The organism is Sphingomonas sp. AC411 (assembly GCF_979253035.1).
This window is the reverse complement of the sequence record NZ_CEEDAQ010000001.1, coordinates 1965513-1989674: the sequence shown is the minus strand read 5'-3', so window position 1 is coordinate 1989674 and position 24162 is coordinate 1965513. Positions and strand designations below refer to the sequence as shown.

Genomic DNA, 24162 nt, shown 5'->3' with positions numbered 1-24162 from the left:
ACATAGGGCGGAATTGAGTGGACGAGGTGACTCTCCACCCATCCATATCCGCCTTAGCCATTAGACAAGCGCGCCCGTGCGCCTATATGAGCGGCGGGGGCGGTCACAACGCATCCCGCCTTCTTTGTTTCCAGGACGATCACACGCATGGCATCCGCAGCCGACCAGATGGCGCAAAGCATCAGCCTTTCGAAATTCGCGAAGGCGACCGACCTCAAGAAGCGGTTGTGGTTCACGATCGGTGCGCTGATCATTTTCCGCCTGCTCAGCTATGTTCCGCTGCCGGGTGTCGACCCGACCGCGCTCGGCCTGCTCTCGCAGCAGACGCAGGGCGGCGTGCTCGATTTCTTCAACACCTTCTCGGGTGGCTCGCTCAGCCGCATGTCGCTGATCGCGCTCGGCGTGATGCCCTACATCACCGCCTCGATCGTGGTGCAGCTCGCGACCTCGCTGTCGCCGACGCTCGCCGCCATCAAGAAGGACGGCGAGATCGGGCCGCAAGCGCCTCAACCAGTATACGCGCTACGGCACCGTCGGCCTGACCGCGGTGCAGGGCTATTTCATCGCGGTCGGCCTTGAGACGCTCGGCGCCGCACAGGGCATCCAGGCGGTCATCGAGCCCGGCATGATGTTCCGCGTCGCGGCCGTCATCTCGCTGATCGGCGGTACGATGTTCCTGATGTGGCTCGGCGAGCAGATCACCAGCCGCGGCATCGGCAACGGCGTGTCGCTGATCATCATGGCCGGCATCGTCGCGCATCTGCCCGTCACGCTGGTCAACCTGCTCGAAGGCGGTCGCTCGGGCTCGCTCGACCCGATCAAGCTGATCGGCATCGTCGTCGCGGTGGTCGTGCTGATCCTCTTCATCTGTTTCATGGAGCGCGCCCAGCGCCGCATCCTGATCCAGTATCCCAAGCGCCAGACGCAGCGCGGCATGCAGGCCGACCGCAGCCATCTGCCGCTGAAGATCAACACGGCCGGCGTGATCCCGCCGATCTTCGCCTCGTCGCTGCTGCTGATGCCGCTGACGATCTCGCAGTTCGCCGGACAGCGCGTGGCGGGCGATCGAAGTGGGGTGATTTCATCATCACCCTCAACCAGTATCTGCAGCACGGTTCGCCCGTGTACATGCTGTTGTACGGCGCCGGCATCATCTTCTTCTCGTTCTTTTACACCGCGGTCGTCTTCAACCCCGAGGAAACGGCCGACAATCTGAAGCGCAATGGCGGGTTCATTCCCGGCATCCGCCCGGGCAAGAACACCGAGAATTACTTCGATTACGTGCTGACTCGCATCACCGTCATCGGTGCGGCGTATCTGACGATCATCTGCCTGTTGCCGGAATATCTGGTGACCGCGTTGCAGATCCCGTTCTATCTCGGTGGCACCAGCCTGCTGATCGTCGTCAACGTGACGATGGACACGGTGACGCAGATCCAGTCGCATTTGCTGGCACACCAGTATGGCGACCTGATCAAGAAGGCGAAGCTCAAGGGCAATCGACTTCGTTAAGCTGCGGGGCTAACCCGAGTTAAATCCTGCACGAACGAGGGGAGTGCGTTTCGTGAATATCATCCTTCTTGGACCGCCTGGTGCGGGCAAGGGCACCCAGGCCGCGACGCTCGTCAGCGAGCGCGGCATGGTGCAGCTTTCGACCGGCGACATGCTGCGCGCAGCGGTCGCCGCCGGAACCCCGGTCGGCCTCCAGGCGAAGTCCGTGATGGCGTCGGGCGGTCTGGTGTCCGACGAGATCGTGTCGGGTATCATCGGCGAGCGTCTCGACCAGCCGGATACGGCGAACGGCGTCATCTTCGATGGCTACCCGCGTACTGCGGCGCAGGCGGAGGCGCTCGACGGTCTGTTGGCAGATCGCGGCCGGACGCTTGACTACGTCATCGAGTTGGGCGTCGACGAAGCCGCGCTGATCGACCGCGTCGTCGGCCGGTATACCTGCGCCAAGTGCGGCACGGGCTATCATGATCGCTACAAGAAGCCGGTCGTGGCGGGCGTCTGCGACGTCTGCGGTTCGACCGAGTTCAAGCGTCGGCCCGACGATAATGCCGAGACGGTTCATAATCGCATGGCCGAATACCGTGCGAAGACTGCTCCGATCCTGCCGATCTACGACGCTCGGGGCTTGGTTCACCGCGTCGACGGCATGGCGGATATCGCGCATGTCGGATCGGCGATCGCCGCGATCCTCGACGGTAAGTAAGCGTGTTCCCCCGCGAAGGCGGGGAACAGACTGGGCCCCGCCTTCGCGGGGCAACAATATTGCGCGTGCGACTTACCGACTGGTTTTCTGCCTCTCTCCTCGCGCACGCATTCGGATATCTGGTGGCGCCCCTTTCCGTCATCCCGGCGAACGCCGGGACCCACGGATACGGCGGACCAGGCGATAGCGTACCACCACCACCAACTTCCCAACCATGGGTCCCGGCGTTCGCCGGGATGACGGGGAGGGGGTGGACGCATTGATGGTGGGCCTCGCTGGCGAGATCCATCAGCGCACGCCAATAGCGCATTCGCTTTCGTCATTGCGCGCACCGAAAAACACCGATCAACATGACGAAATTGTCACCTCTCGGTCATCGCCCTGACCCCCACCCGATCCTAGAAGCAACCCGTGGTCCGCAGGCGGCTGCATGAGTTTCCAGAGATCGGTGCCCGTCACTCCCGGGGTACCGTGGGGGCCGGCGGGAAGATTTCTTTCCGCCGGCCTTTCCGTTTATGAGGGCAGGAGATAGTGACCCAATTCGGTGGCAGGGAAGGTGATAGCGCGTTGAGCCGCAAGATTCTGATCGTCGAGGACGACGCCTCGACATCCGCCTATCTTGCCAAGGGCTTGGCCGAGGCCGGCCATGCCATCGAGGTCTGCGCCGATGGCCGTGACGGCCTGTTTCTCGCCAGCGAAGGCATCTTCGATCTCATCATCGCGGACCGGATGCTGCCCGGCCTGGACGGCCTTTCGATGGTCAGCGCGATTCGCGCGGCCGGCATCGCGACGCCCGTCCTGATCCTGTCCGCGCTCGCCGCCGTCGACGACAGGGTCGATGGCCTGAAGGCCGGCGCCGACGATTATTTGTGTAAGCCGTTTTCGTTCGCTGAGCTCTCCGCTCGGATCGAGGCCATGCTTCGTCGCTCCGACCGTGCTGCCACCGAACCGCAAAAGACCAAGCTCTCCGTCGGCGATCTCGAAATCGACCTGCTGGCCCGCGCCGTCTCGCGTGCCGGCCGCTCGATCCCGCTCGGCGCACGCGAATTCAACCTGCTCGAATTCCTTGCCCGCCACGCTGGGCAGGTCGTCACCCGCACGATGATGCTCGAGAAGATCTGGAACTATCATTTCGATCCGGGCTCGAACGTGGTCGACGTCCATATCGGTCGCCTCCGCCGCAAGCTCGAGGACGGCTTCCCACGCCGATCCTGCATACGGTGCGCGGGGCAGGATACCGGCTCGCCGTCGAAGGCTGATCCGGGGTGGTGATCCGCCTTTCGGTTACGGCGCGGATCGCCTTGCTGTCGATCGCTCTGGCGCTCGTGTCCAACCTCGCGCTGGTCGGCTTCGTCTGGAAGACCACCAGCGCCGATGCGATCGACGCGATCCGGCGCGAAACGACTGAACAATCCGAGGCCCTGCGCGCGGTGTGGCGCAGTGGCGGACTGATCGCGGTTCGGCAGGCGATCGACAGCGCGGTAGTTCCGGGTGACGTGTCGCTGGTGCTGGCCGTGATCGACCCAAAGGGTCGCGCGGTCGTCGGCATCTCGCCCGCGCGTCTCGCCGTCCCCTCCGCGTGACGCAGTTCCGGATCGCGCGGCTCGGCTCCGACGAACTCTGGTCCGCGCGGGAGACCGGCTATGCGCTCCATCCGCTCGGCGACTACTGGCTGCTAACCGGCCGCAACCTCGACCTGATCGCGGCCGAGGAACGCGCGATCGAGCGGGCACTGGCGGTGGCCGTCTTCCTGTCGTTGGCGCTCGGCGTGATTGGCGGGCTGGTCCTGACGCGCTACGTCAGTCGTCGGCTCGACGGCATCGCCAAGGCGATCGAGGCGGCAGGCGAGGGCGATCTCGCGGCGCGTGGATATGATCGCTGGCGGTGGAGACGCGTTCGATCGCCTTGCCGCACGGCTCAACGTCATGCTCGGGAAACTGGAAGGCGTGATGGCCGAGCTGCGGATCGTCACCGACAGCCTCGCACACGACCTGCGCTCGCCGCTAGCCCGCCTGCGCACCAAGACCGAGCAGGCGGTGCTGATCGCCGATCCCGATGCGCGCGAGGCTGCCTTGGGCGGGCTGCTGGTCGAGACCGATCTCGTCATGCGGATGCTGACGATGGTGATCGAGATCAGCCGCTCGGGTTCGGTCTCGCGCGATCGTTTCATCGAGGTATCGCCCGCGAACCTGCTCGAAGAGATCGGCGAACTCTACGCGCCGGTCGCGGAGGATGCCGGCCTCGTCTTCACGATCGCGATCGACGACCGTCCGCCGCCGATGAAACTCCACCGCGAACTGATCAGCCAGGCGATCACCAACCTGATCGACAACGCGCTTCGCCACGGCGCGGGGGCGGCGAAGTCACGCTGCGTATCGTCCACCGTACCGACGGCGTGGCGATCCAGGTCGAGGACCGCGGCCCGGGCATCGCGGCGGCCGACCGCGCGCAGGCCTTGAAACGCTTCGGCCGCCTCGATAGCGCGCGATCCACGCCCGGTGCGGGGCTCGGCATGGCGCTGATCGAAGCGGTAGCGCGCCTGCACGACGGTCATTTCGAACTCGCCGACAATGCGCCGGGCCTGATCGCGCGGATCGTTCTCCCCTCTGATCCTCCTCCGCCAGGGGAGGTGGCGCGAAGCGACGGAGGGGAGGACACGGAACGAGCGTTACCTCTTTCCTCTCCCTCCGTCTGGCAAGCGCTAGCCACCTCCCCTGGCGGGGGAGGATCTTGTGCGGCAATCGGTTGACCGGAACGGCCCCTGCGGCGATGCCGTGCGCATGACGACGCTTGCCTCAAACCGCCGCATCCTCGCCGCCAGCCTGGTCGGCACCGCGGTCGAGTTCTACGATTTCTACATCTACGCGACCGCCGCCGCGCTCGTGTTCGGCCCACTGTTCTTTTCGGGGCAATCCGATTCGGCGCAGTTGCTGCTCAGCTATGCGACGTTCGGGCTCGCCTTCGTCGCCCGGCCGGTCGGTGCGATCGTGTTCGGGCATTTCGGCGACCGTGCCGGGCGCAAGTCCACGCTTGTCGCCTCGCTGCTGCTGATGGGCGGATCGACCGTCGGCATCGCCTTCCTGCCCACTTATGCGCAGGTCGGCTGGGTCGCACCCGCGCTGCTCTGCCTGATGCGGCTGGGGCAGGGGCTAGGCCTTGGCGGTGAATGGGGTGGCGCTGCGTTGCTCGCGGTCGAGAACGCGCCGCCGCACCGCAAGAACACCTGGGGCATGTTCCCGCCGCTGGGGGCGCCGGTCGGGTTCCTCGCGGCCAACGGGCTGTTCCTGCTGATCGGCCTGGTGCTGGACGATGCGCAGTTCCTGGCCTGGGGCTGGCGGATTCCGTTCCTGCTGAGCGCGATCCTCGTCGGGCTCGGCCTTTGGGTGCGCCTGAAGCTGACCGAGACGCCCGCTTTCCTAGAAGCCGAGGCGACCGAGGCGCTTCCCAAGGTGCCGATCGCAACGCTGTTGACCCAGCACCTCCGCGCGACGCTTGCGGGCACGTTCGGTGTCATCGCGTGCTTCGCTTTGTTCTACCTCGCGACCGCTTTCGCGCTCGGCTACGGCACTAAGACACTCGGCTATTCGCGCGAGGCGTTCCTCGGTGTCGAACTGGTCGCGATCTGGTTTCTCGCAGGGGGCGTGATCGTCGCGAGCGTGCTGGCGGACCGGCATTCCGCGGCACGGATGCTCGCGATCGGGTTTGCTGGTTGCATCGGCGTCGGCGCGCTGATGGGGCCGATGCTGGGCTCCGGATCGCTGTTCACGGTGTGGCTGTGGCTGTCTGGCGCGCTGTTCGTGATGGGGTTCGCCTACGGACCGCTCGGCGGATGGCTGCCGAGCCTGTTCCCCGCCGGAGTGCGCTACACCGGCGTGTCGATGACGTTCAATCTTGGCGGCGTGCTCGGCGGGGCGCTCGCGCCGATCGTGGCGGAGGCGCTCGCGCCGCGCGGGTTGTGGCTGGTCGGCGCGTATCTGATGGCCGCGGGCGTGCTGAGCCTTGGCGGGCTGCTGATCCTCGGCCGCGCCCCGCGGAACTAATATGTTCTCCCGCTTTCGCGGGAGAACATGCTCTACGCTGACGCTGGTCGCAACAATGTCAGCCGCGCCTTGCCGTGCACGCGCGTGGCATCGACCTCGAAGCCCGCCAGTTCGACGACCTCCGCCTTCGCCGTCTCCAGGCTGATCCACGTCGCCGGCCCGACCCAACCCAGCCGCGACAGCTTGTCGAGCGCGACCAGTCCGGCACCGGTGGCGTAGGGCGGGTCCATCAGGATCACGTCGAGCGGCGCGGGCGCCGGCCCGAGCGCCATCACCGAGGTGGCGCGGACATCGCCGCGGATCTCCAGCTTGGCGAGGTTGGCCTTCAGCGCGTCGACCGCCAGCTTGTCCGATTCGACGAACATGCACGTCGCCGCCCCACGCGACAGCGCCTCGATCCCGAGTGCGCCCGAGCCTGCGAACAGATCGGCGACTGCGAGGCCCTCGAAACTGCCGACGCGGCTCGTCAGCATCGAGAACAACGTCTCGCGCATCCGGTCGGCGGTCGGACGGGTGGTGTCACCCTTGGGTGCGGCAATCTGGCGGCCGCGATACTGCCCTGCGATGATCCGCATCAGCGCTTCCCTCCACGTGGTGCACGGGGCGGGTGACCGCGCCCGCCTGAAGGACCCTTGCCGGGTGCGGTAGGACGACTGCCCCGTTCCGGCCGTGCCGGCGCATCGCGCATCGGCCGCGGTTCGGCACCCGGACGTCCCGAGGCACTGCGCGCGGCACGCTTGTCGAGCGAACCGCGGCTGCGCGAATCATCCGCCTGCGGACGGAAGCCACGCTGCGGCTCCTGACGCTGCGGCGTATCGGCGCGGCGTGGGGTCACCGTACCCCGGCACCGACACGCGACGGGGCGGCACGATCGCGCGGCGGCTTGGCAGCGCGGAAATGCTTGATCTTCGGGGTGGTGCTCAGCTCCTCGCCGCGATCCGCCCGCTCCTGCCGCACATAGGGCTTGGACGTTTCGCCACTCGTCGGCCGGGCGTGATGCGTCCCCGTCGGCCGAGCGGCATTGCGCGCATCCGGCCGCGCCCAGGGATCGTTGACGTCGCCGCGCTGCATCGCCGCAGTCGGACGGATCCGCTCGGGACGCGCAGGTCGCGACGGACGATCGGTCGGTACGGTACCGCTCGAGAAACCAGAGCTTGCGGGAGCCGTGTACGGGCTCCGGACGGGCGTCCGTGCACCGCCAGCGGCAGGTCGCGCACCTGGCGCCGGGCGCGTCGTGGTGACGGGCCGCGGCGCATTGCTGCCCCGCTGGCTCGACCGCGCGCCAGTCCCGGCACCCGCACCGGCACTCGCGCTGATCCCGATATTCGCGCGCGCGCCGGACCCTCGGGCCGTCCCTTCGCCAGCTCCTTCTGGAACGCGACGACGTCGTGCTGGAGGACCTCGCCGATCTGCCCCGGCGGCAGGTCGCCGAGTACGAACGGCCCGTACCGCGTCCGGATCAGCCGCGAGACTTGCAGCCCCAGATGCTCCAGCACGCGGCGGACTTCGCGGTTCTTGCCTTCGGTCAGGATCATCTCGATCCACACGTTCGCACCCGTCCGACGCTCGATATTCGCGTTGATCGAGCCGTAACGCACGCCCTCGATCTCGATGCCCTCGATCAGTTCCTCGAGCTGCGGCTGCGTGATGTTGCCGTAAGCGCGCGCGCGATAGGCACGCTCGACGCCGGTCGCGGGCAGTTCGAGCTGACGCTTGAGGCCACCATCGGTGGTCATCAGCAACAGCCCCTCGGTGTTGAGATCGAGGCGGCCGACCGGCACCAGTCGTGGCAGGTCCTGCGGCAGGCGATCGTAGATCGTCGTGCGCCCGGCAGGATCGCGCTCGGTGACGAGCAGCCCGGTCGGCTTGTGATACAGGAACAGCCGCGCGGCGCTGGGCGCCTCGACGGGGTCACCATCGACCGTCACGCCGTTCAGATTGCGCAGAATTGTCGCGGGCGTGTCGAGTGTCGAGCCGTTGAGCGCGACGCGCCCCTCGGCGATCATCCGCTCGATATCGCGGCGCGAGGCAATTCCCGCGCGGGCGAGCAGCTTGGCGATACGGTCGCCTTTAACCGGGGTGGCGGGGGTTGCAGGCGCGTCGGGCGACGGGCTGGCAGTCGGGTTATCGTCTTTTGAAGTCGTCATGGCGCGGCTGATACTATGGATCGGCCGCCAGCGCGAAAATATTTGCGACCGTTCGTGCGGCGACGCGTTAGGACACGCAAGCGTAACGACCATTTCGCATGCGACCGGGGCCTTTCGGCAATGTTGTTCGGGAAGAAGAAGCGGCAGATTGTCCGGCTCCTCGTGGTCGAGGACGAGCCGCTGGTGGCGTTCGATACCGAATATTTCCTGGCCGAGGCGGATTTCACGATCGTCGCGACGATCGATCGGGTCGCCGAGGCGCTGCTGATCCTGGAAAGCGACACCGTGGTCGATCTGGTCTTGGTCGACGTGAACCTCGCCGACGGATCGGGCATCGACGTCGCCCGTGCGGCACAAGCTGGCGGCGTGCCGGTGATGTTCGTGACCGGAAGTTGCCCGGTCGAGGCGACCACGCTCGCCGCCGGTTGCATGGCCAAGCCCTACGCACCGCGCGATCTGATTGCCGCGATCGAGGCGATCGAGGCGATGATCGGCGGCAAAGCCGAAGCGCGTGCCCTCGGGGTTCACGCTGTTTTCTCAGCCAGCGTAACGCACTTCGGCTTACCGCTTCCCTAGTCCGGGCAGGGCGCTATTGTCGGGGCATGTCCACCGATACCGTCGAGCGTCGTTCCGTTCTTGCCACCCTTGCGCCATATCTCCGGCCGAGACCGATTGCCGCTTTGCTACTCGGCATATCGAGCGGCTTTCCGCTCGCCCTGCTGCTCGGCACGATGGGGTATTGGCTATCCAAGGTCGGCATAGACAAGAAGACGATCGGGTTCGCGATCGGTCTGACGACGCCGTACACACTGAAGTTCCTGTGGGCACCGTTCATCGACCGGATCGAGATCCCGATCCTGACGCGCTTGGTCGGACAGCGCCGCGCATGGCTGTTCTTCGTACAAGCATTGTTGTTCGGTTCTGTGTGGATGCTCGGGTTCAGTGCACCGCAGGAGCATCTCGGCGTCTTCGCCTTTTGGGCAATCGTCACCGCGTTCCTCGGCGCGACGCAAGATATCGTCATCGACGCCTATCGAATCGAGATTCTGCCCGAAGACGAACTGCCGCATGGCACGGCAAATAATCAGTTTGGCTATCGCCTCGGTAACCTTGCAGCAGGCGTCGGGACCATCGCGATTGCATCGTCCGAAGGCCTCGGTCTCGGCTGGGCACTGGGCTATGGGCTGACCGCGTTCTGCGTTATCCCCGGAGCACTCGCCGCACTTTGGGCCGGGCGGGGCCTGCACGATCGCGTACTGGCCAAGCAGCCGCAGGAGACCGGCGGACGCTGGCTCGAGGACACGATCATCGGCCCGTTCCGCGAGTTCTTCCAACGGCGCGGCGCGGTGCTGATCCTTTTGTTCGTGCTGATCTACAAGCTCGGCGACGCGATGGGGCAGGGGATGCTCAACCCGATGATCGTCGAACTGGGGTTCAGCGACACCGAATTCATCGCGATCAACAAGCTCGTCGGTTTCTGGGGGCTGATCGTCGGTACCGCCCTCGGCGCACCGTTCATGGCGTGGCTTGGTCTCGGCCGCGCGCTGTTCGTATCGGGCATGCTGATGATGCTGAGCAACTTCATGTTCGTGATCCTCGCCTGGCACGGCCATTCGAATACTTGGCTGACGATCGCGGTGGCGACCGAGCAGGTCACCAGCGGGATCGGCCTGACGGTGTTCGTGACGTATCTCTCGGGCCTGTCGAACCTTGCTTATACTGCGACCCAGTTCGCGTTGCTGTCGTCGTTCGCGGCAGTTGGGCGAACGTGGTTGGCAGCACCAGCCGGCTATGCCGCGACTGCGCTCGGCTGGCCGGGGTTCTGGATGCTGACGATGATTGTCGCGGTGCCGGGCTTGGTCCTGCTGTGGATCCTCTGGCGGCAGGGCTTCGTCGTCGAAAGTGTCCGCAGCGCACGGGCCGAGGAAACCACGTAGCTACATGACGACGGGTCTTCCCTCGTCGGCAAACGCAGCGGCCACCGCCGCGGCGCTGGCGAGGACGCCGTCGACGCGGCGGACGCCGAGCAGATCGGCCATCAGGTAGCGCGCGCTCTCCGGTGCAATCTCGACGCGCGCCAGGATCGACAGCATTGCCGACTCCGCCGGCGTCATCCGCGCGCAGCAGCATGGCGCGATCGCGATCGTCCCCGCCGATGTGCCCGCAAGGTCGGCCATCAGCGCGCGCAGCAGCACCAGCGGGCGACGGAAACTCTGCCCGAATGCGGTGAACATCGTGTGCGCCGCACGCGCGTCGGCAAGCCCGTGGGCTCCCATCCGCCGCATCGCGAACAAGGCGATTCGTGCGTTTTCACAAGGCGGTAGCGGATGCGGCAGCAACGTCGTCGCGCTGGCGAGCAGGTTGGCTGAGGCGGGCGTCGAACTGGGCGTCGAACTGGGGCGGGTATCGGTCATTCACGCGACTCCGTAGTGGTCCCCACAACGTCGCGCGTCCGTTATTGATAGTCAATAGCAATAAGAATTCAGTCCGGCGGCTGGTCGTTCGCCGCGAGCACTTCACCGGCGAGGTAGAGCGAACCGGCAATCAGGACGAGGTTGGGCTGGGCGCTCCGCATACCGATCAGGTCGAGCGCATCGGCGGGGGTCGGCGACGTTTCGGCCGTCTTCCCGAAGCTTTGCGCGAGCGCCGTGAGTGCCTCCGGCGCGTGATGCGCGTGCCCCGGCACCGGGATCGCGACGACGTGCCCGACCGACGGCGACAGGATGCGGATCACCGCCTCGGCGTCCTTGTTCGCGAGCATCCCGAGAATCAGCGTGACCGGACGACCCTTCGCCAACGTCCGCAGCGCCCGCGCGACCGGTTGCGCGGCATTGGGATTATGCGCCCCGTCGAGCCATAGTTCGCCGCCGTGCAGCAGGCGTGCGAGCAGGGGACCGTCGGACAAACGCTGCATGCGCGCCGGCCAATGCGCCCAGTCGGCGGCGGCGCGCATCGCGGCTTCGGGGATGTGCAGCGTGCCCTGGTGACGCAGCATCGCGATCGCCAGCGCGAGATTGCGCGACTGATGCGCGCCGACGAGTCGAGGGCGGTTGGTGACGACCGAAAAGCCCGCATCCTCGTACCGCATCGTCGTCCGCGCGGTCCCGCTGGTCCACGCCGTGCCGCGCGCGGCGACCGACGCCCCGGCCGCATCGGCGACCGCGGCGATCTTCGTGCGCAAGGCCTTGGGGTAGTCCATCGTGACGAGGGGTACGCCGGGCTTGGCGATCCCCGCCTTCTCGCCTGCGATCTCGAGCAGGGTGTCGCCGAGGAACGACTGGTGGTCGATGCCCAGCGCGGCGATGCCGGTGACAACGGGGTTCGGGATGACGTTGGTCGCGTCAAGCCGCCCGCCGAGACCGACCTCGACGATCGTCGCTGCCGCTGGCGTGCGGGCGAAGGCGAGGAAGGCGGCGGCGGTGGTGACTTCGAAGAAGCTGGCTTGCAGGTCGGCGGCGTGGTCGAGCACCTCTTCGAGCAAGGCGGCGAGAAGATCGTCCTCGATCAACGATCCGGCGAGGCGGATGCGTTCGTTGAAGCGGACGAGGTGCGGGGAGGAATAGACGTGGACGCTGTGCCCGGCGGCTTCGATCGCGGCGCGGAGGAACGCGCAGGTCGAGCCTTTGCCGTTGGTGCCGGCGACGTGGAACACTGGGGGAGGTTCAGGTGCGGGTCGCCGAGGCGGGACAGGAGCGCGGTGATGCGCTCGAGGCCGAGGGTGTCGGCGCCGGGGGACAGCGCGGTCAGCCGGTCGAGCTGGGCCTGCACGGCGGGGGAGGAGGAAACGGCGTGGTCGGGCATTCTTCTAACTCCCTCTCCCTCAGGGGAGAGGGCTGGGGTGAGGGGCTGTTGCGGGCGCTGCACTGCTGGGCTGCCCCTCACCCCGACCCTCTCCCCGGAGGGAGAGCGGGTATGTTACGCTGCTTCGCGCGCGCTGAGATACCCGATGACCGTGCCGAGCTGCTCGCGCAGGTCCTTCCGGTGGACGACCATGTCGATCATCCCGTGTTCGAGATAATATTCCGACGTCTGGAAATCCTCGGGCAGCTTCTCGCGAATGGTGCTCTCGATCACGCGGCGGCCGGTGAACGCCAACGTCGCCTTCGGCTCGGCGATCTGGACGTCGCCGAGCATCGCGTAGGCCGCCATCACGCCGCCCGAGGTCGGGTCCGTCAGCACGACGATGTACGGCAGGCCGGCATCATGCAGCATCTGGATCGCGACGGTGCTGCGCGGCATCTGCATCAGGCTGAGGATGCCTTCCTGCATGCGCGCGCCGCCGCTCGCGGTGAAGATCACGTAGGGCACGCGGTCCTCGATCGCCGCCTCGACGCCGCGCACGAACGCCTCGCCGACGGCCAGGCCCATCGAGCCGCCCATGAAGCCGAAGTCCTGCACGCCGACGACTACCCGGTGGCCGTCGATCGCCCCGCGTGCGTTGATCAGCGCATCCTGCTCGCTATTGTCGGTCCGTGCCGCCTTGAGGCGATCGGTGTATCGTTTCTGGTCGCGGAACTTGAGCGGATCCTCGGGGACTTTCGGGGCCGGGAGTTCGCTGCAGCTGCCCTCGTCGAACAGCTGCGCGAAGCGGATCTTCGGCCCGATGCGGTCGTGATGATCGCATTTCGGGCAGACGTACAGATTGTCCTCGAGCTCCTTGGTGAAGACCATCTGCCCGCAGCCCTTGCACTTGTGCCAGAGATTTTCGGGCGTCTCGCGCTTCGCGACGAAGGGCAGGACGTTGCGGACGCTGTTGAGCCAGCTCATGCGGGAACCTTTCGAGCCGAAGCGACGGCGTCGGCGAGGGACTTGATATAGGCGCGGACCGGCTCGGCCGCAGCGGCGCCGTGCTGCGCGACCAGTTCGACGATCGCCGAGCCGACGACGACGCCATCGGCGACGCGCGCGACGTTGGCCGCCTGCTCGGGGGTGCGGATGCCGAAGCCGACCGCGATCGGGATATCGGTCTGGGATTTTAGGCGCGCGACGGCATCCTCGATCGAGGATTGCTGCGCCTGCTGAAGCCCGGTGATGCCGGCGACTGAGACATAATACAGGAACCCGCTCGCGCCATCGAGCACGGTCGGCAACCGCGCGGCGTCGGTGGTTGGGGTGGCGAGGCGGATCAGGTCGATCCCCGCGGCGCGCAACTGCGGCCCGAGCGCATCGTCTTCCTCGGGCGGCACGTCGACGCAGATCACGCCGTCGACCCCGGCCTTGGCGGCGGCGTCGGCGAACCAGTCCGCGCCGCGCCGGAGCATCGGGTTGCCGTAGCCCATCAGCACCAGCGGCACGTCCGGATAACGCGCGCGGAACGCGGTGGCGGTGGCGAGGATGTCGGCGGTGCGGGTCCCCTGCGCGAGGCTGCGGATGTTGGCGGCCTGGATCGCGGGGCCGTCGGCCATCGGGTCGGTGAACGGCATGCCAAGCTCGATCGCATCCGCGCCGCCGGCGACGAGTGCGTCGAGGATCGGGCCGGTGGCCTCGGTGGTCGGATCACCCGCGGTGACGAACGCGACGAGCGCGGCGCGGCTGGCGGCGGCGGTGCGTGCGAAGGTGGCGGCGAGGCGGCTCAAAGCTCCCTCCCGCTTGCGGGAGGGGTTGGGGAGGGGCTGACATAGCCGCAAATTCGAGGTCCGAGGAGCGAACAGGCCCTCCCTCGACCCCTCCCGCAAGCGGGAGGGAGTAGAAGTGCGATCATATCGCCACCCCGAGCGCTTCGGCCACGGTGAAGATATCCTTGTCGCCGCGCCCGCACAGGTTCGCCAGGATGATCTGGTCCTGCCGCATCTCGCGTGCCTTCTTCGTCACCGTCGCGATCGCGTGGCTTGGTTCCAGCGCGGGGATGATGCCTTCGGTGCGGCACAGCAGTTGGAACGCATCGAGCGCCTCCTGGTCGGTCGCACTGTCATACTGGACGCGGCCGATATCGCGCAGCCACGCATGCTCGGGGCCAATACCCGGATAGTCGAGCCCGGCCGAGATCGAATGCGCCTCGGTGATCTGGCCGTCCTCGTCCTGCAACAGATACGTCTTGTTGCCATGGAGCACGCCGGGGAAGCCGCCGGCGAGGCTGGCCGCATGTTCCTTGTCCAACCCGTGGCCTGCTGCCTCGACGCCGAGCATCTGCACCTCAGCATCGTCGAGGAACGGATGGAACAGCCCGATCGCGTTCGATCCGCCACCGATCGCCGCGACCAGCATGTCGGGCAGGCGACCGACGCGGTCCAGCATCTGCGCGCGCGCTTCGGTGCCGATCACGCTCTGGAAATCGCGGACCATTTCCGGATACGGATGCGGGCCGGCGGCGGTGCCGATGATGTAGAAGGTGTCGTGGACGTTCGCGACCCAGTCGCGCATCCCCTCGTTCATCGCGTCCTTGAGCGTATGCGCGCCGCTGGTCACGGGGCGGACTTCGGCGCCGAGCAGCTTCATGCGGAACACGTTGGGCGCCTGCCGCTCGACGTCCTTGGCGCCCATGTAGATGACGCAGGGCAGACCGAAGCGCGCGCAGACCGTGGCGGTAGCGACGCCGTGCTGGCCAGCGCCGGTCTCGGCGATGATCCGGGTCTTGCCCATCCGCATGGCGAGCAGGATCTGGCCGATGCAGTTGTTGATCTTGTGCGCGCCGGTGTGATTCAGCTCGTCGCGCTTGAACCAGACCTGCGCACCCATGCCCTCGAGGGCGGATTCGCGCAAAGCCTCGGTCAGCCGTTCGGCGTAGTAAAGCGGGCTCGGGCGACCGACATAATGTTCGAGCAGGTCGTCGAACTGCGCCTTGAACGCGGGGTCGGCCTTGGCGGCACGATACGCCTCGTCGAGTTCGAGGACGAGCGGCATCAGCGTCTCAGCGACATAGCGTCCGCCGAAGTCGCCGAAATGGCCGCGCTCGTCGGGCTGGGCGCGGTAGGAGTTGGGGGCGAGAGTTGGAGCGTTCATGTGGAGCGCTTTAGCACTTCGAAATGTCGCGCCAAGCCCTTGTATCCCCGCGAATGCGGGATCCAGTCTGGGCACCCGCCTTCGCGGGTGAACAATTCAGGTGCGGGCAGCCGCGAGGAACGACGCGATCTTCGTTTCGTCCTTGATACCGGGCTCGCTTTCTACCCCGAAGACACGTCGACCAGTTCGGCCCCGGTGCGGCGTATTGACTCGGCCACGTTGGCCGGATCGAGCCCTCCTGATAGCGCCCAGGGCAGGGGATGCTTGAACCCGTCGAGCAGGTCCCAGTCGAACCGCAAGCCCATCCCGCCCGGCAGCGCCGCCGAGTCCGGAGTTTTTGCGTCGTACAAGATCCGGTCGGCGACTCCGGTAAAGCCGTGCGCAGCTTCCAGATCGCCGCGTGTGCGCACCGCGACCGCGACCCAGGTCTCGATGCCGAACTTCGCCCGGATCGCGGCGGTCCGCGCGGGCGTCACCTTGTGGAGTTGCAGCACGTCGAGCGCGGCCGAGGCGACCGCCTGTTCGAGCATCTCGTCCTCCGGATCGACGAACACGCCGACCTTCGCGACATGGCCCGGCACGCGTGCGGCGAGTTCGGCTGCTTTCGCGAACGTCACGTGCCGCGGCGACGCGGGGAAGAACACGAACCCGACATGGCTCGCGCCGTGCCGGATCGCCGCGTCGAGCGTCGCGGGAGTGGACATGCCGCAGATCTTGGCGGTGGTCATCATCGTTCCTAAAACGGATCACGGAAGTCCAGCGATCCTCCCCGCCAGGGGAGGTGTCGCCGAAGGTGACGGAGGGGAGGACCCGGAACAGAGGTTTTCCCTTACCTCCCCTCCGTCAGGCTATGCCTGCCACCTCCCCTGGCGGGGGAGGATTACTAGATTGCCTACAATTAAAGCGTCGCGCCGATCGCGCGGGCGGCGGTGTCGGGGTCTTCGGCCTGCGTGATCGGGCGGCCGACTACCAGGATCGAGGCACCCGCGTCGACCGCCTGGCGCGGTGTCACCACGCGCTTCTGGTCGCCGATCGCACCGTCGGGCAGGCGCACGCCCGGGACCACGAAGAACCCCTTCGGCCAGATCGCCTTCGCCGCCGCGACCTCGGCGCCCGAGCAGACGATGCCGTCGACCCCGCTTCGCGCGCCAGTTCGGTCAGCCGCATAACCTGGTCGTGCGCGTTCCCGGTAACGCCGGTGGCCGTGAGATCGGCCGCATCGAGGCTGGTGAGCATCGTCACCGCGATCACCTTGGTGCCGATCGGCGCCGCGGCCTTCGCATCCTCGAGCATCGCCCGTCCGCCGCTGGCATGCACCGTGAGGATCGCCGGTTCGAGCGCGCCGAGCGCCTGCACCGCCTTCGCCACCGTGTTCGGAATGTCGTGCAGCTTCAGGTCGAGAAAGATCGGCAGGCCGAATTCCGCCATCGCATGCACGCCGGGCTGGCCGTGTGCCGAGAAGAATTCGAGCCCCAGCTTGATCCCGCCGACATGATGGCGGACGCGCGCGGCGATCGCCTTCGCGCGCGCCAGATCGGGCGTGTCGAGCGCGACGTAGATCCGGTTGCTCATCGCACGTCACCCGGCGGCACGGCGGCGGGCGTAACGGGCGCGGTCACCGGTGCCGTCACCGTCGTCATCGGTGTCGCAACCGGCGTTTCGACCGGCACGAACGCCACCGGCTCTGGCCTTGGCGTCCGCAGTTCCAGCAATTCGCGCTCGCACGTCGACAGCCGTTGCCGCAGCCGCCACCGGATCGCGTGATTATACAGCATCGTCGGCACGAACCCGATCAAGAACGTCACGAACAGCAACAGCGGCAGGTTCACGTCGGCAATCAGCCCACCCCACAGCTGGATCTGGACGGCGTTCCAGTTGCTTATGGTGAACACTGCGGCGACGAACGCCAGCAGGCACCAGAACAGGATTTTCAGGAACTGCATGCGGCGACCCTCTATTGTGCCCCAATCGCGCCGAAACGCGGTTGGAAACGCAGAGCTACCGCCACATCGGCGTTTTGGCCAGTCTTCTGCCGAGCAAGAGGGGCTTTAGCCGATCTCGGTCCGCAACTGCGCGATCAGCGGCAGGATCGCGGTCAGCCGCGGTTCCTCCTCGTCGAGGATCGCGAGGAACGCCGCCCGCTTGATCGCCGCGACCCGGCCCGGCTTCATCCGCACGGTCTGCGGCAACGTCGAGACGGTGATGTCGATCATCCGCTCCGACCCGTGCAGCCGGCCCCAAAGATAGTCGTTCTCGCGGTAGGCGCGGCTGAAGAACGCGCCGAACGTGCCGAACTGGATTCCCTTCAACGTCGCCTCCGCGCCGCCGGAGCGGATCGCGGTCGCATCGTCGGGTGCGATCCGGTCGACCTTGATCGGGTCGAACTCGTCGAGCCCCTCGCCCTGCAACAGCGGCAGCGTCGCGGTGTCGAAATACGGAAAGCCCAGATAGGCTAGCAACAACGTCCGCCGTGCTGGCTTGGCAAGGGCGGCGAACGCCTCCGCCAGCCGCTGGTCGGTTTCCGCATCGAGCCGCTCCAGATCGAACGTCCGCCCCAGCGTCTCGAGCACCGCGGTCGCATCGCCCTTCATGGCGCGCACCGCATCGTGCATCCCGGCATGCATCTCGCCGCGCAACCGATCCAGATACGGCGACAGCGATTCATAGATCGCGTCGCGCATCGGCGCGAGCTCGGGCTCGTCGGCGGCGGTTTCCACCTCCGACAGCCGCCGCGCCATCAGCCGCAGCCGGCGAATACGAAAGCCGATGTCGAAGGTCCGCAGGAACGCGATCGACGCCGGGCTGGCACCGTTGGCGAAGCCCGCCCCGAGTTGGTCCGCGCCCATCGCCGCCACCCGCGCGACGATCGCGGCGCGGATCTGCACCAGCCGCCGCGGGCTGTGATGCCGCCCCGCATCGTACAACAGGCTCGCGATCGTCTCGATCACCGCGCTCCGCTTCAGATGTCCGTACGCGACGAACCCATAGCCCGAACTCGCAGCCGCGGCCTTCTGCGCCCGCCGCCGCCATGCGATCAGCCGCGGCGCGGTCGGGCGATCGAGGAACAGCGTGTGGCCGAACAGCGATTCGACGTCGGCCTCCACCTCCGGCCGGATCGCGGTGACGATCCCGCGCATCCGGTCGATCCGCGCCGAGCGCGCGGCGATCGCCTCCAGATTGTCGCGGATCGGCTGCTGGCGCGGAATGTCGCTGATCGCGCCGATGATCGTCTGGAAGAACCCGGGCGTGCCTTCGCCGCGATTGAGCCGCAGCTTGATGCCGGGCGAGGGGTCGATGTAGATGAACCGCCGGTCGATCTGACGGCGTGCCGGGCGTTCCTTCAGCGCGTCGAGCGCCGGTCGGAACGGTGCATTGGCAAGCACCGAGCCGTCGATCAGCACCGCGCTTTCCGCCGCGTTGGCCGCAGTATGACGGGGCAGCACGCGCGCGAGGAAGCCGCTGCGGCCCGGCCACGCGATCTTTCGCTGCTCCAGCACACCGTCCAGTTCGGCGACCGTGAACGGCGGAAACGCGCCCGGAAAGCTCGATGTCGCGCGGGCTGCGAACGCCAGTTCCGCGCGCGGCGCGAGTGTCTCGGTCGCGCCGCCATGATCGGTGAAGTCGACCACCAGCCGGTGCTCGGTCTCGACCACTTCGGCGGGCGAATTGAGCTGCAACCGCTCGGGATGCCCCGAAAAATCGGTCACCGTCACGAACAGGTCGAGTGGCTGGCCGGGCGGCAACAGCCGCGGCCCGCGCTCGCTTGCGCCCATAGCGTCGAACGCATCGAGCAGCAGGTTGGTGAAGGTCTTCCCCCGAACGGCGGCTCGAACCAGCGCGACCGGATGAAATGCGACAGCTTGGTCCGCACCTCCTCGCGCGTCGGCTCGTCGAGCGCATCGACCTTGTCCGTGCTCCGCCCCGCCGCCATCCACGCGAGCGGCATCGCCCATGCCTTCGAAAAGCGCGATTTCGGTGCCGCCTCGGTATCGATCAGCGCCTCGACATCGGCCGACGTCATCCACAGGTCGGTCAGCGGATCGAGGCTTTGGCCTGTCGCGATCGCCTGCGCCAGGAAGATGCCGTTGATCCCGCCCGCACTCGCGCCGGCGATGATGTCGGCGAGCACCCGCACCCGGATCGCGGCGTGGTCCTCGATCTCCTGGAGCAGGGCGTGATACACGCCCTGGCTGCCGCCCTTCGGCGCCTCGCCGTCGTGGAACGCGCGGCTAGCGCAGACGAGGCGCCAGATCTCCTTGGTGATCCCGTGCATGTAGACCGCCAGGCTGATCCCGCCATAGCAGACGAGCGCCAGCCGCAGTTCCTTCTCGCGCATTCCACATCCTCGTCCGGGTATCGATTATAGAGCCAGGGCCTTGGGTTCCAGTATAGCCCATATCGGCAGGTGATCCGATGCCTTCCGCGCGGCGGGGCTCGCATGCACGCCGCATTCGACGACGTCGAGTTCGCGCGAGACCATGATCCGGTCGAGCCGCGCGACCGCCCGCCGCGAGTGGAAACTCGCGCCCGTCTCCGCAAACGCATAGTCGCGTCCGAAATCGCGCAGGCATCCGGCGCCCGCGCTCCATTCGTTGAGATCGCCCATCATCACCGTCGGATGCCGGTGAGCGCAGGTATCGACATGGTTCATGATCGCCGCCGCCTGCTTGCGCCGCCATAGACCCGACAGATCGAGATGCATGCCGAGAACGCGGATCGTACCGCCGGTGAGTTGCACGTCCGCCATCACCGCCCCGCGCGGTTCCAGCGCCGGCAGGTGCAAAGGTTCGCTCGCGATCACGCGCGCCGATTTGCGGACCAGGATGACGTTGCCGTGCCACCCCATGCTGAGCGCGCGCAGGCCAAAATCGACCGGCTTCCAGTCGCTGTGTTCTTCCAGCAGATGGTGCGGCAAGACGCATGCCTTCGCGCCGAAGCGGCGATCCGCCTCCTGCAGCGCGATCACGTCGGCGTCGATCTCGCGCAGAACCTCGACCACGCGCTCGGGGTTGCGCCGACGGTCGAGCCCGATGCCCTTGTGGATATTGTAGCTGGCGACCTTGATCATGCGTGGACCCTATAACGCCGTCCGCGCGACCGCGGTTGCAGGTTACGGTGACGATCCAACCGTTTCCCGTCCCGTCCCGGCGCATCTTTCATAGTCCGATCGCCAGCCTCAGCGTGATCGCGCGCGGGCGGATCGGCACGGTCTGCGTGGTGGTCGCCAGCGTGAACGGATTGCCGAACCCGAAGCTGTTGCCGCGACCATCGAGCAGATTGTCGACATCGATCGACCAATGCCGCGGACCGTCGTCCAGCGTCGCGCCGGCGCCGAACGTCGCATAGTCTCCCGCGGGCCGATCGAGCAGGGGGTCGAAGCTCAGCCGGGTCTGGCCGATATAGCGGGCCGTGAGATAGCCGCTCGCCGGCATCCCGATCAGCGAGAACCGTCGCGTGACACCCAACCGCGCCGAGTAATCGGGAACGACCGGCAAGCGGCGATCGTCCTGCGCCGCGCGGTCGCTTGCCGGCGATGTCAGCCGCGCGCGCTGGATCGTGGTGCCGAAGTCGATCGTGTAGGGCCGTGCGTCGAACCGCCCGCCGAACTCCACACCGTAATTGGTGGCGTTCCCCGCATCGACCGTCCCGAACAATCCGTCCGATCCGACCACGTCGCTGCGGAGATGTTCCCAGATCGATCCGAAGATCGCACCGCTCAAGCTCAGCCGATCGTTCAGCCCGCGGATGCGCCAGCCCAGTTCGAGGCTTTGCAACTCGTCGCCGGGGATGCGCTGTTGGTTGCTGATCGACGCCCGGGTTACGCCTGCCGGCCGAATCGCGCTGGCGTAGCGCAGCCAGATCATCCCGACATCGTCCCGATGCCAGCTGAGCGTGCCGCTGGGGGTAACGCCCAGCTTGGTGGTGCTCTGCTCGTCGGGGCCCTGCTGCTCGATGTCGTTCACGGTCACGAAGCCGCGCAGGCCGATCTTCAGATCGAGCGCGGACGACAGACGCTGCGTGCCCTCCGCGAACATCGCTGCCTCGAACACCGCCTCCATGTCGTCGCGCCCGAGCACGTTGCCGGCGTCCGACTCGAAGCGCCCCTTGAGGCGGGTGGTCGCATGCAGGATCGACGCGCCGACGATCCACGGATGGCGCGCGGTCGGATCGCTCAGCCGCACTTCCTGTGTCAGCAGGCGGATCGCGCGATCCTCGACATAGGCGACCGGCGCGATCGTCCCGAGCGCGCCGGCCATGATGCTCGCGTCGTAGGTGCTGCCGAATTCATGCGATACGATCGAGGTGGTGGACTGCGCGTCGAGGCTGCCGATCGGTCCGTGCACGTCGAGCGACGCCGAGAGGAAATCGTTGTCCTGCGGTTCGGCGATCGCGGTGCTGCGTGAGAGCCCTCCGGTCGCATATTGGCTGTCGCGGGCTTCGATCGACTGCGCGATGCCGCTCGCGGTCGCGGTCCAGCCATCGCCGATCGCCCAGCGTAGCGCGATGCGCCCGCCGCTGCGCCCGGTGCGGTTGACGTCGCGCTTGCCCCGGCCGGTATCGTTGATCCAGCCGGGCATCGTCTCGGTCCAGCCCGACGCGCGTAACGCTAGTGCGCCGGTCACGATCGGCAGGTTCAGAATGCCCTCGAGCGCGCCGCCGAACGCGCCGTTGTTGATGCCGGTCACCTCGCCTGCAACGCTGCCGGAGGCCTGGTCGAGCTCGGGTGCGGTGGTGACGATCCGGATGACGCCGCCCAGCGCGCCGGTGCCGTATAGCGTGCCCTGGGGCCCTCGGAGGATCTCGACGCGGTCGATGTCGACCATCCGGAGATCGGGATCGGGCGAGGAGTAACCGATGCGGGCGTCGTCCAGATACAGGCTGACGAGCGATTGGCTGGTGCCGTTGAACGCGCTGTCGGCGACGCCGCGCAGGAAGATGCGGTCGCGGCCGGGGCCGAGATTGGTCGAGAACGCGCCATCGGTGGTCGCGAGCAGATCGACCAGGCCGCGCTTACCGGCAAGGCGGTCGAGCGCGCGGCCGCCGAGGATGCTGATCGATGCGGGTAGATCGGAGAGGCGTTCGTCGCGCTTGCTGGCGGTGACGATGATATCGCCGCCGTCGACGATCGGCGGTGCAGCCGGCCGGGCACGGCCCGTATGAGGAAGCAGGGGCTCGATCCGCCAGGTCGTCGCATCGATGCGGACCGCGTGCAGTCGCGTCCCCGCCAGCAGCCGTTTCAGCGCGTCCGCGACGTCGCGCGCGCGGGCGATCCTCGGCGTCGGCGTATCGGGCAGGACGCCAGCCATGCCGATCGAGATGCCGGTCTGGCGGGCCAGCGAATCGAGCGCGGTACGCAGCGATCCGGCGGGGATGACGATCGCCCGTAGCGGGCCGGCGCGCGCCGCCTCACCGTGGGCCGCTACGCTCGATATGGACGACGCCATCAGCGCGGCGCAGGCGTAGCGGCAACACCGCGCGAAGCTGATCGAGAAGCCGCGATCCGTCGCCAATCGTCAAAACCCCGGAGAAACTCAGTCCGGCGGCGGACGGATCGACCACCAGCGGGGTGCGTGCATACCGCGATATGTCCGCGACAACCAGCGTCAACGGCGCACCGTCATAGTCGAGGCGGCCGTCGGTCCAGTCCGCCACCGACGTCGGGGCGACGGCGCGGCGTTCGGCGATCCCGGTCGCGGGGTCGATGTCGAGCCGTTGACCGGAAACGAGCGTCGTCGGCGCGCTGCCGTCCGCGGTATGCGGCGCGACGCTGACGCTGCCCTGTGCCACCGCGACCGAAATCCGGCCCTGTGCGCTGACCACGGCAAAGCGCGTGCCGATATCGCGGACGTCATAGCCGCCCGCCCGTACGATCAGCGTTCGCGACGGATCGTGGCGCACCGAGAAGCTCGCCGCACCGTCCGCGACTTCAATCAGCGGAGTCGTGCCACCCGACACCGAGACCCGCGATCCGCGATCAAGCCGCATCGCGCTGCCATCGGCGAGCGTGACCGCGCGGGTCTCGCCGACGCCGGTCGCATAGGTCTGCACGCTGTCGTCCGGCCCGGTGAGCGTCGGCACAACGAGCAACAATGCGAGGCCTGCGGCGAGCGCGCCGCCGGTGCCTGCGGCCAGCCAGCGCCAGCGGGTTGGGCGCGCGATCGGCGCGACATCGGCCGCGCTGTCGTCGTTCGCCGGTAGCAATGCGGCGATCGCGGGGCGGCGGCGCCGATCTCGGCATCGAGCAGCGCGATCGAATCATAGGCGGCGGGGTGCGACGGATCGGCCGCGAGCCAGTCGCCGAAGCCAGCCCAATCCATGTCGGGCGCGTCGATCCGCGCGTGCCAGGCGGCGGCGACGTTGATCGGATCCTGGGTCGTTGCATCCATCACGGCACCCTCGTTCCGAGCGGATGCCCCCGCTCGTGTCATAGACGCCACCCCGCGCCCGCCACCGCAGTCCGGCGCGAAAATCAATCATTTAGCGCCTTTCTGAGATGACGAAGCGCGACGGCGATATGCTTTTCGACCGCGCTGCGGCTGATCCCGAACTCGGCGGCGATATCGGCGTGCGACAGGCCGTCGATCTTGTGGCGGCGAAACACGCGCATCGCGCCTTCGGGCGGACCGGCGAGTGCGGCGGCGAGTTGCGCGATCCGCTGTCGCCCGGCGACCGCATCGAAGGCCGACGGCGCATCGTCGATCGCCTCGCCCCCGCGGCCATCCCGGCCGTCGCCGTCGCCGTTACCGTCGTCGTCGCCTCGACATAGCCGCTGTCGCGACGGGCACGGCGCCCGTTAGCACGGACCCGGTCGAGCACGATG

19 protein-coding genes and 7 pseudogenes are annotated in these 24162 nt (G+C 67.3%); 9 read left to right on the top strand and 17 right to left on the bottom strand.

All coding sequences use genetic code 11. The features are described 5' to 3' along the window. The first annotated feature begins 147 nt into the window (after positions 1–147). From secY to AC0IX7_RS10165, 4 genes and pseudogenes are all read left to right on the top strand, one after another. Positions 148–1512: pseudogene (gene secY, locus AC0IX7_RS10180) on the top strand (preprotein translocase subunit SecY). Between the two features lie 52 nt (positions 1513–1564). Next, positions 1565–2215 (top strand): adenylate kinase, encoded by a 651-nt coding sequence (locus AC0IX7_RS10175; protein ID WP_471811719.1) that lies wholly within the window; start codon positions 1565–1567, stop codon positions 2213–2215. 567 nt (positions 2216–2782) lie between these two features. Further along, positions 2783–3474, top strand: a pseudogene (locus AC0IX7_RS10170) (winged helix-turn-helix domain-containing protein). 6 nt (positions 3475–3480) lie between these two features. Next, on the top strand, positions 3481–3798 hold the full coding sequence (locus AC0IX7_RS10165) for a hypothetical protein (RefSeq protein WP_471811717.1): 318 nt from the start codon (positions 3481–3483) through the stop codon (positions 3796–3798). 92 nt (positions 3799–3890) lie between these two features. On the opposite strand, the gene AC0IX7_RS10160 is transcribed toward AC0IX7_RS10165, so the two are convergent. After that, complete coding sequence (locus AC0IX7_RS10160; RefSeq protein WP_471811715.1) at positions 3891–4142, bottom strand: hypothetical protein; 252 nt, start codon at positions 4140–4142, stop codon at positions 3891–3893. On the opposite strand from AC0IX7_RS10160, the gene AC0IX7_RS10155 reads away from it, so the two are divergent. From AC0IX7_RS10155 to AC0IX7_RS10145, 3 genes are read left to right on the top strand one after another with little or no spacing between them, the layout of a single operon-like run. Next, positions 4141–4674: a sensor histidine kinase gene (locus AC0IX7_RS10155; RefSeq protein ID WP_471811713.1), complete on the top strand. Its 534-nt coding sequence runs from the start codon at positions 4141–4143 to the stop codon at positions 4672–4674. The two genes, AC0IX7_RS10160 and AC0IX7_RS10155, sit on opposite strands and share 2 nt — an antisense overlap. Continuing rightward, a complete protein-coding gene (locus AC0IX7_RS10150) occupies positions 4611–4964 on the top strand; it encodes a sensor histidine kinase (RefSeq protein WP_471811711.1) in 354 nt (117 codons plus the stop codon). Before AC0IX7_RS10155 ends, AC0IX7_RS10150 begins: the two co-directional genes overlap by 64 nt. A 31-nt stretch (positions 4965–4995) precedes the next feature. Then, positions 4996–6255, top strand: a complete 1260-nt coding sequence (locus AC0IX7_RS10145) for an MFS transporter (RefSeq protein WP_471811709.1) — start codon at positions 4996–4998, stop codon at positions 6253–6255. Between the two features lie 32 nt (positions 6256–6287). On the opposite strand, the gene rsmD is transcribed toward AC0IX7_RS10145, so the two are convergent. Then, positions 6288–6830, bottom strand: a complete 543-nt coding sequence (rsmD, locus tag AC0IX7_RS10140) for a 16S rRNA (guanine(966)-N(2))-methyltransferase RsmD (RefSeq protein ID WP_471811707.1) — start codon at positions 6828–6830, stop codon at positions 6288–6290. A gap of 345 nt (positions 6831–7175) precedes the next feature. After that, on the bottom strand, positions 7176–8402 hold the full coding sequence (locus AC0IX7_RS10135; protein WP_471811706.1) for a pseudouridine synthase: 1227 nt from the start codon (positions 8400–8402) through the stop codon (positions 7176–7178). Positions 8403–8522: 120 nt separating this feature from the next. Between AC0IX7_RS10135 and AC0IX7_RS10130 the strand changes: the two genes are divergently transcribed. Together AC0IX7_RS10130 and AC0IX7_RS10125 are read left to right on the top strand one after the other, a co-directional pair. Further along, a complete protein-coding gene (locus AC0IX7_RS10130) occupies positions 8523–8978 on the top strand; it encodes a response regulator (RefSeq protein WP_471811704.1) in 456 nt (151 codons plus the stop codon). A gap of 26 nt (positions 8979–9004) precedes the next feature. Then, on the top strand, positions 9005–10339 hold the full coding sequence (locus AC0IX7_RS10125; protein WP_471811702.1) for an AmpG family muropeptide MFS transporter: 1335 nt from the start codon (positions 9005–9007) through the stop codon (positions 10337–10339). Here AC0IX7_RS10125 and AC0IX7_RS10120 read toward each other — a convergent pair whose 3' ends face one another. The 14 genes and pseudogenes from AC0IX7_RS10120 to AC0IX7_RS10055 all read right to left on the bottom strand — a co-directional run bounded on the left by AC0IX7_RS10120 (position 10340) and on the right by AC0IX7_RS10055 (position 23949). Continuing rightward, on the bottom strand, positions 10340–10816 hold the full coding sequence (locus AC0IX7_RS10120) for a DUF6628 family protein (protein ID WP_471811700.1): 477 nt from the start codon (positions 10814–10816) through the stop codon (positions 10340–10342). Between the two features lie 68 nt (positions 10817–10884). Then, positions 10885–12203, bottom strand: a pseudogene (locus AC0IX7_RS10115) (bifunctional folylpolyglutamate synthase/dihydrofolate synthase). Positions 12204–12317: 114 nt separating this feature from the next. Next, the gene (gene accD / locus AC0IX7_RS10110) at positions 12318–13169 is read right to left on the bottom strand and encodes an acetyl-CoA carboxylase, carboxyltransferase subunit beta (protein WP_056486848.1); all 852 of its coding nucleotides are present in this window, start codon (positions 13167–13169) and stop codon (positions 12318–12320) included. Beyond that, positions 13166–13978, bottom strand: coding sequence for a tryptophan synthase subunit alpha (gene trpA, locus AC0IX7_RS10105; protein ID WP_471811698.1), 813 nt, complete (start codon positions 13976–13978; stop codon positions 13166–13168). Before trpA ends, accD begins: the two co-directional genes overlap by 4 nt. A gap of 121 nt (positions 13979–14099) precedes the next feature. Then, entirely contained in the window at positions 14100–15341 is a 1242-nt protein-coding gene (trpB, locus tag AC0IX7_RS10100; RefSeq protein WP_471811696.1) for a tryptophan synthase subunit beta, read from the bottom strand. Between the two features lie 96 nt (positions 15342–15437). Next, positions 15438–16072: pseudogene (locus AC0IX7_RS10095) on the bottom strand (phosphoribosylanthranilate isomerase). Between the two features lie 167 nt (positions 16073–16239). Then, a pseudogene (pyrF, locus tag AC0IX7_RS10090) lies at positions 16240–16913 on the bottom strand (orotidine-5'-phosphate decarboxylase). Beyond that, positions 16910–17284 carry a LapA family protein gene (locus tag AC0IX7_RS10085; RefSeq protein ID WP_471811695.1) on the bottom strand — a complete coding sequence of 125 codons (375 nt, stop codon included), beginning with the start codon at positions 17282–17284 and terminating at the stop codon, positions 16910–16912. Before AC0IX7_RS10085 ends, pyrF begins: the two are co-directional and overlap by 4 nt. A gap of 105 nt (positions 17285–17389) precedes the next feature. Continuing rightward, positions 17390–19677: pseudogene (locus AC0IX7_RS10080) on the bottom strand (patatin-like protein). A 24-nt stretch (positions 19678–19701) separates the two neighbouring features. Beyond that, positions 19702–20409, bottom strand: coding sequence for an endonuclease/exonuclease/phosphatase family protein (locus AC0IX7_RS10075; RefSeq protein ID WP_471811694.1), 708 nt, complete (start codon positions 20407–20409; stop codon positions 19702–19704). A gap of 88 nt (positions 20410–20497) precedes the next feature. Next, the gene (locus tag AC0IX7_RS10070) at positions 20498–22852 is read right to left on the bottom strand and encodes a TonB-dependent receptor (protein ID WP_471811692.1); all 2355 of its coding nucleotides are present in this window, start codon (positions 22850–22852) and stop codon (positions 20498–20500) included. After that, positions 22749–23543, bottom strand: a complete 795-nt coding sequence (locus AC0IX7_RS10065) for a FecR family protein (protein ID WP_471811690.1) — start codon at positions 23541–23543, stop codon at positions 22749–22751. The genes AC0IX7_RS10070 and AC0IX7_RS10065 overlap by 104 nt, the downstream gene beginning before the upstream one ends. A gap of 56 nt (positions 23544–23599) precedes the next feature. Continuing rightward, positions 23600–23728 (bottom strand): annotated as a pseudogene (locus AC0IX7_RS10060) (DUF4880 domain-containing protein); the annotation flags it as partial. Positions 23729–23811: 83 nt separating this feature from the next. Continuing rightward, positions 23812–23949, bottom strand: a complete 138-nt coding sequence (locus AC0IX7_RS10055) for a sigma factor-like helix-turn-helix DNA-binding protein (protein ID WP_471811689.1) — start codon at positions 23947–23949, stop codon at positions 23812–23814. Positions 23950–24162 lie beyond the last annotated feature (213 nt).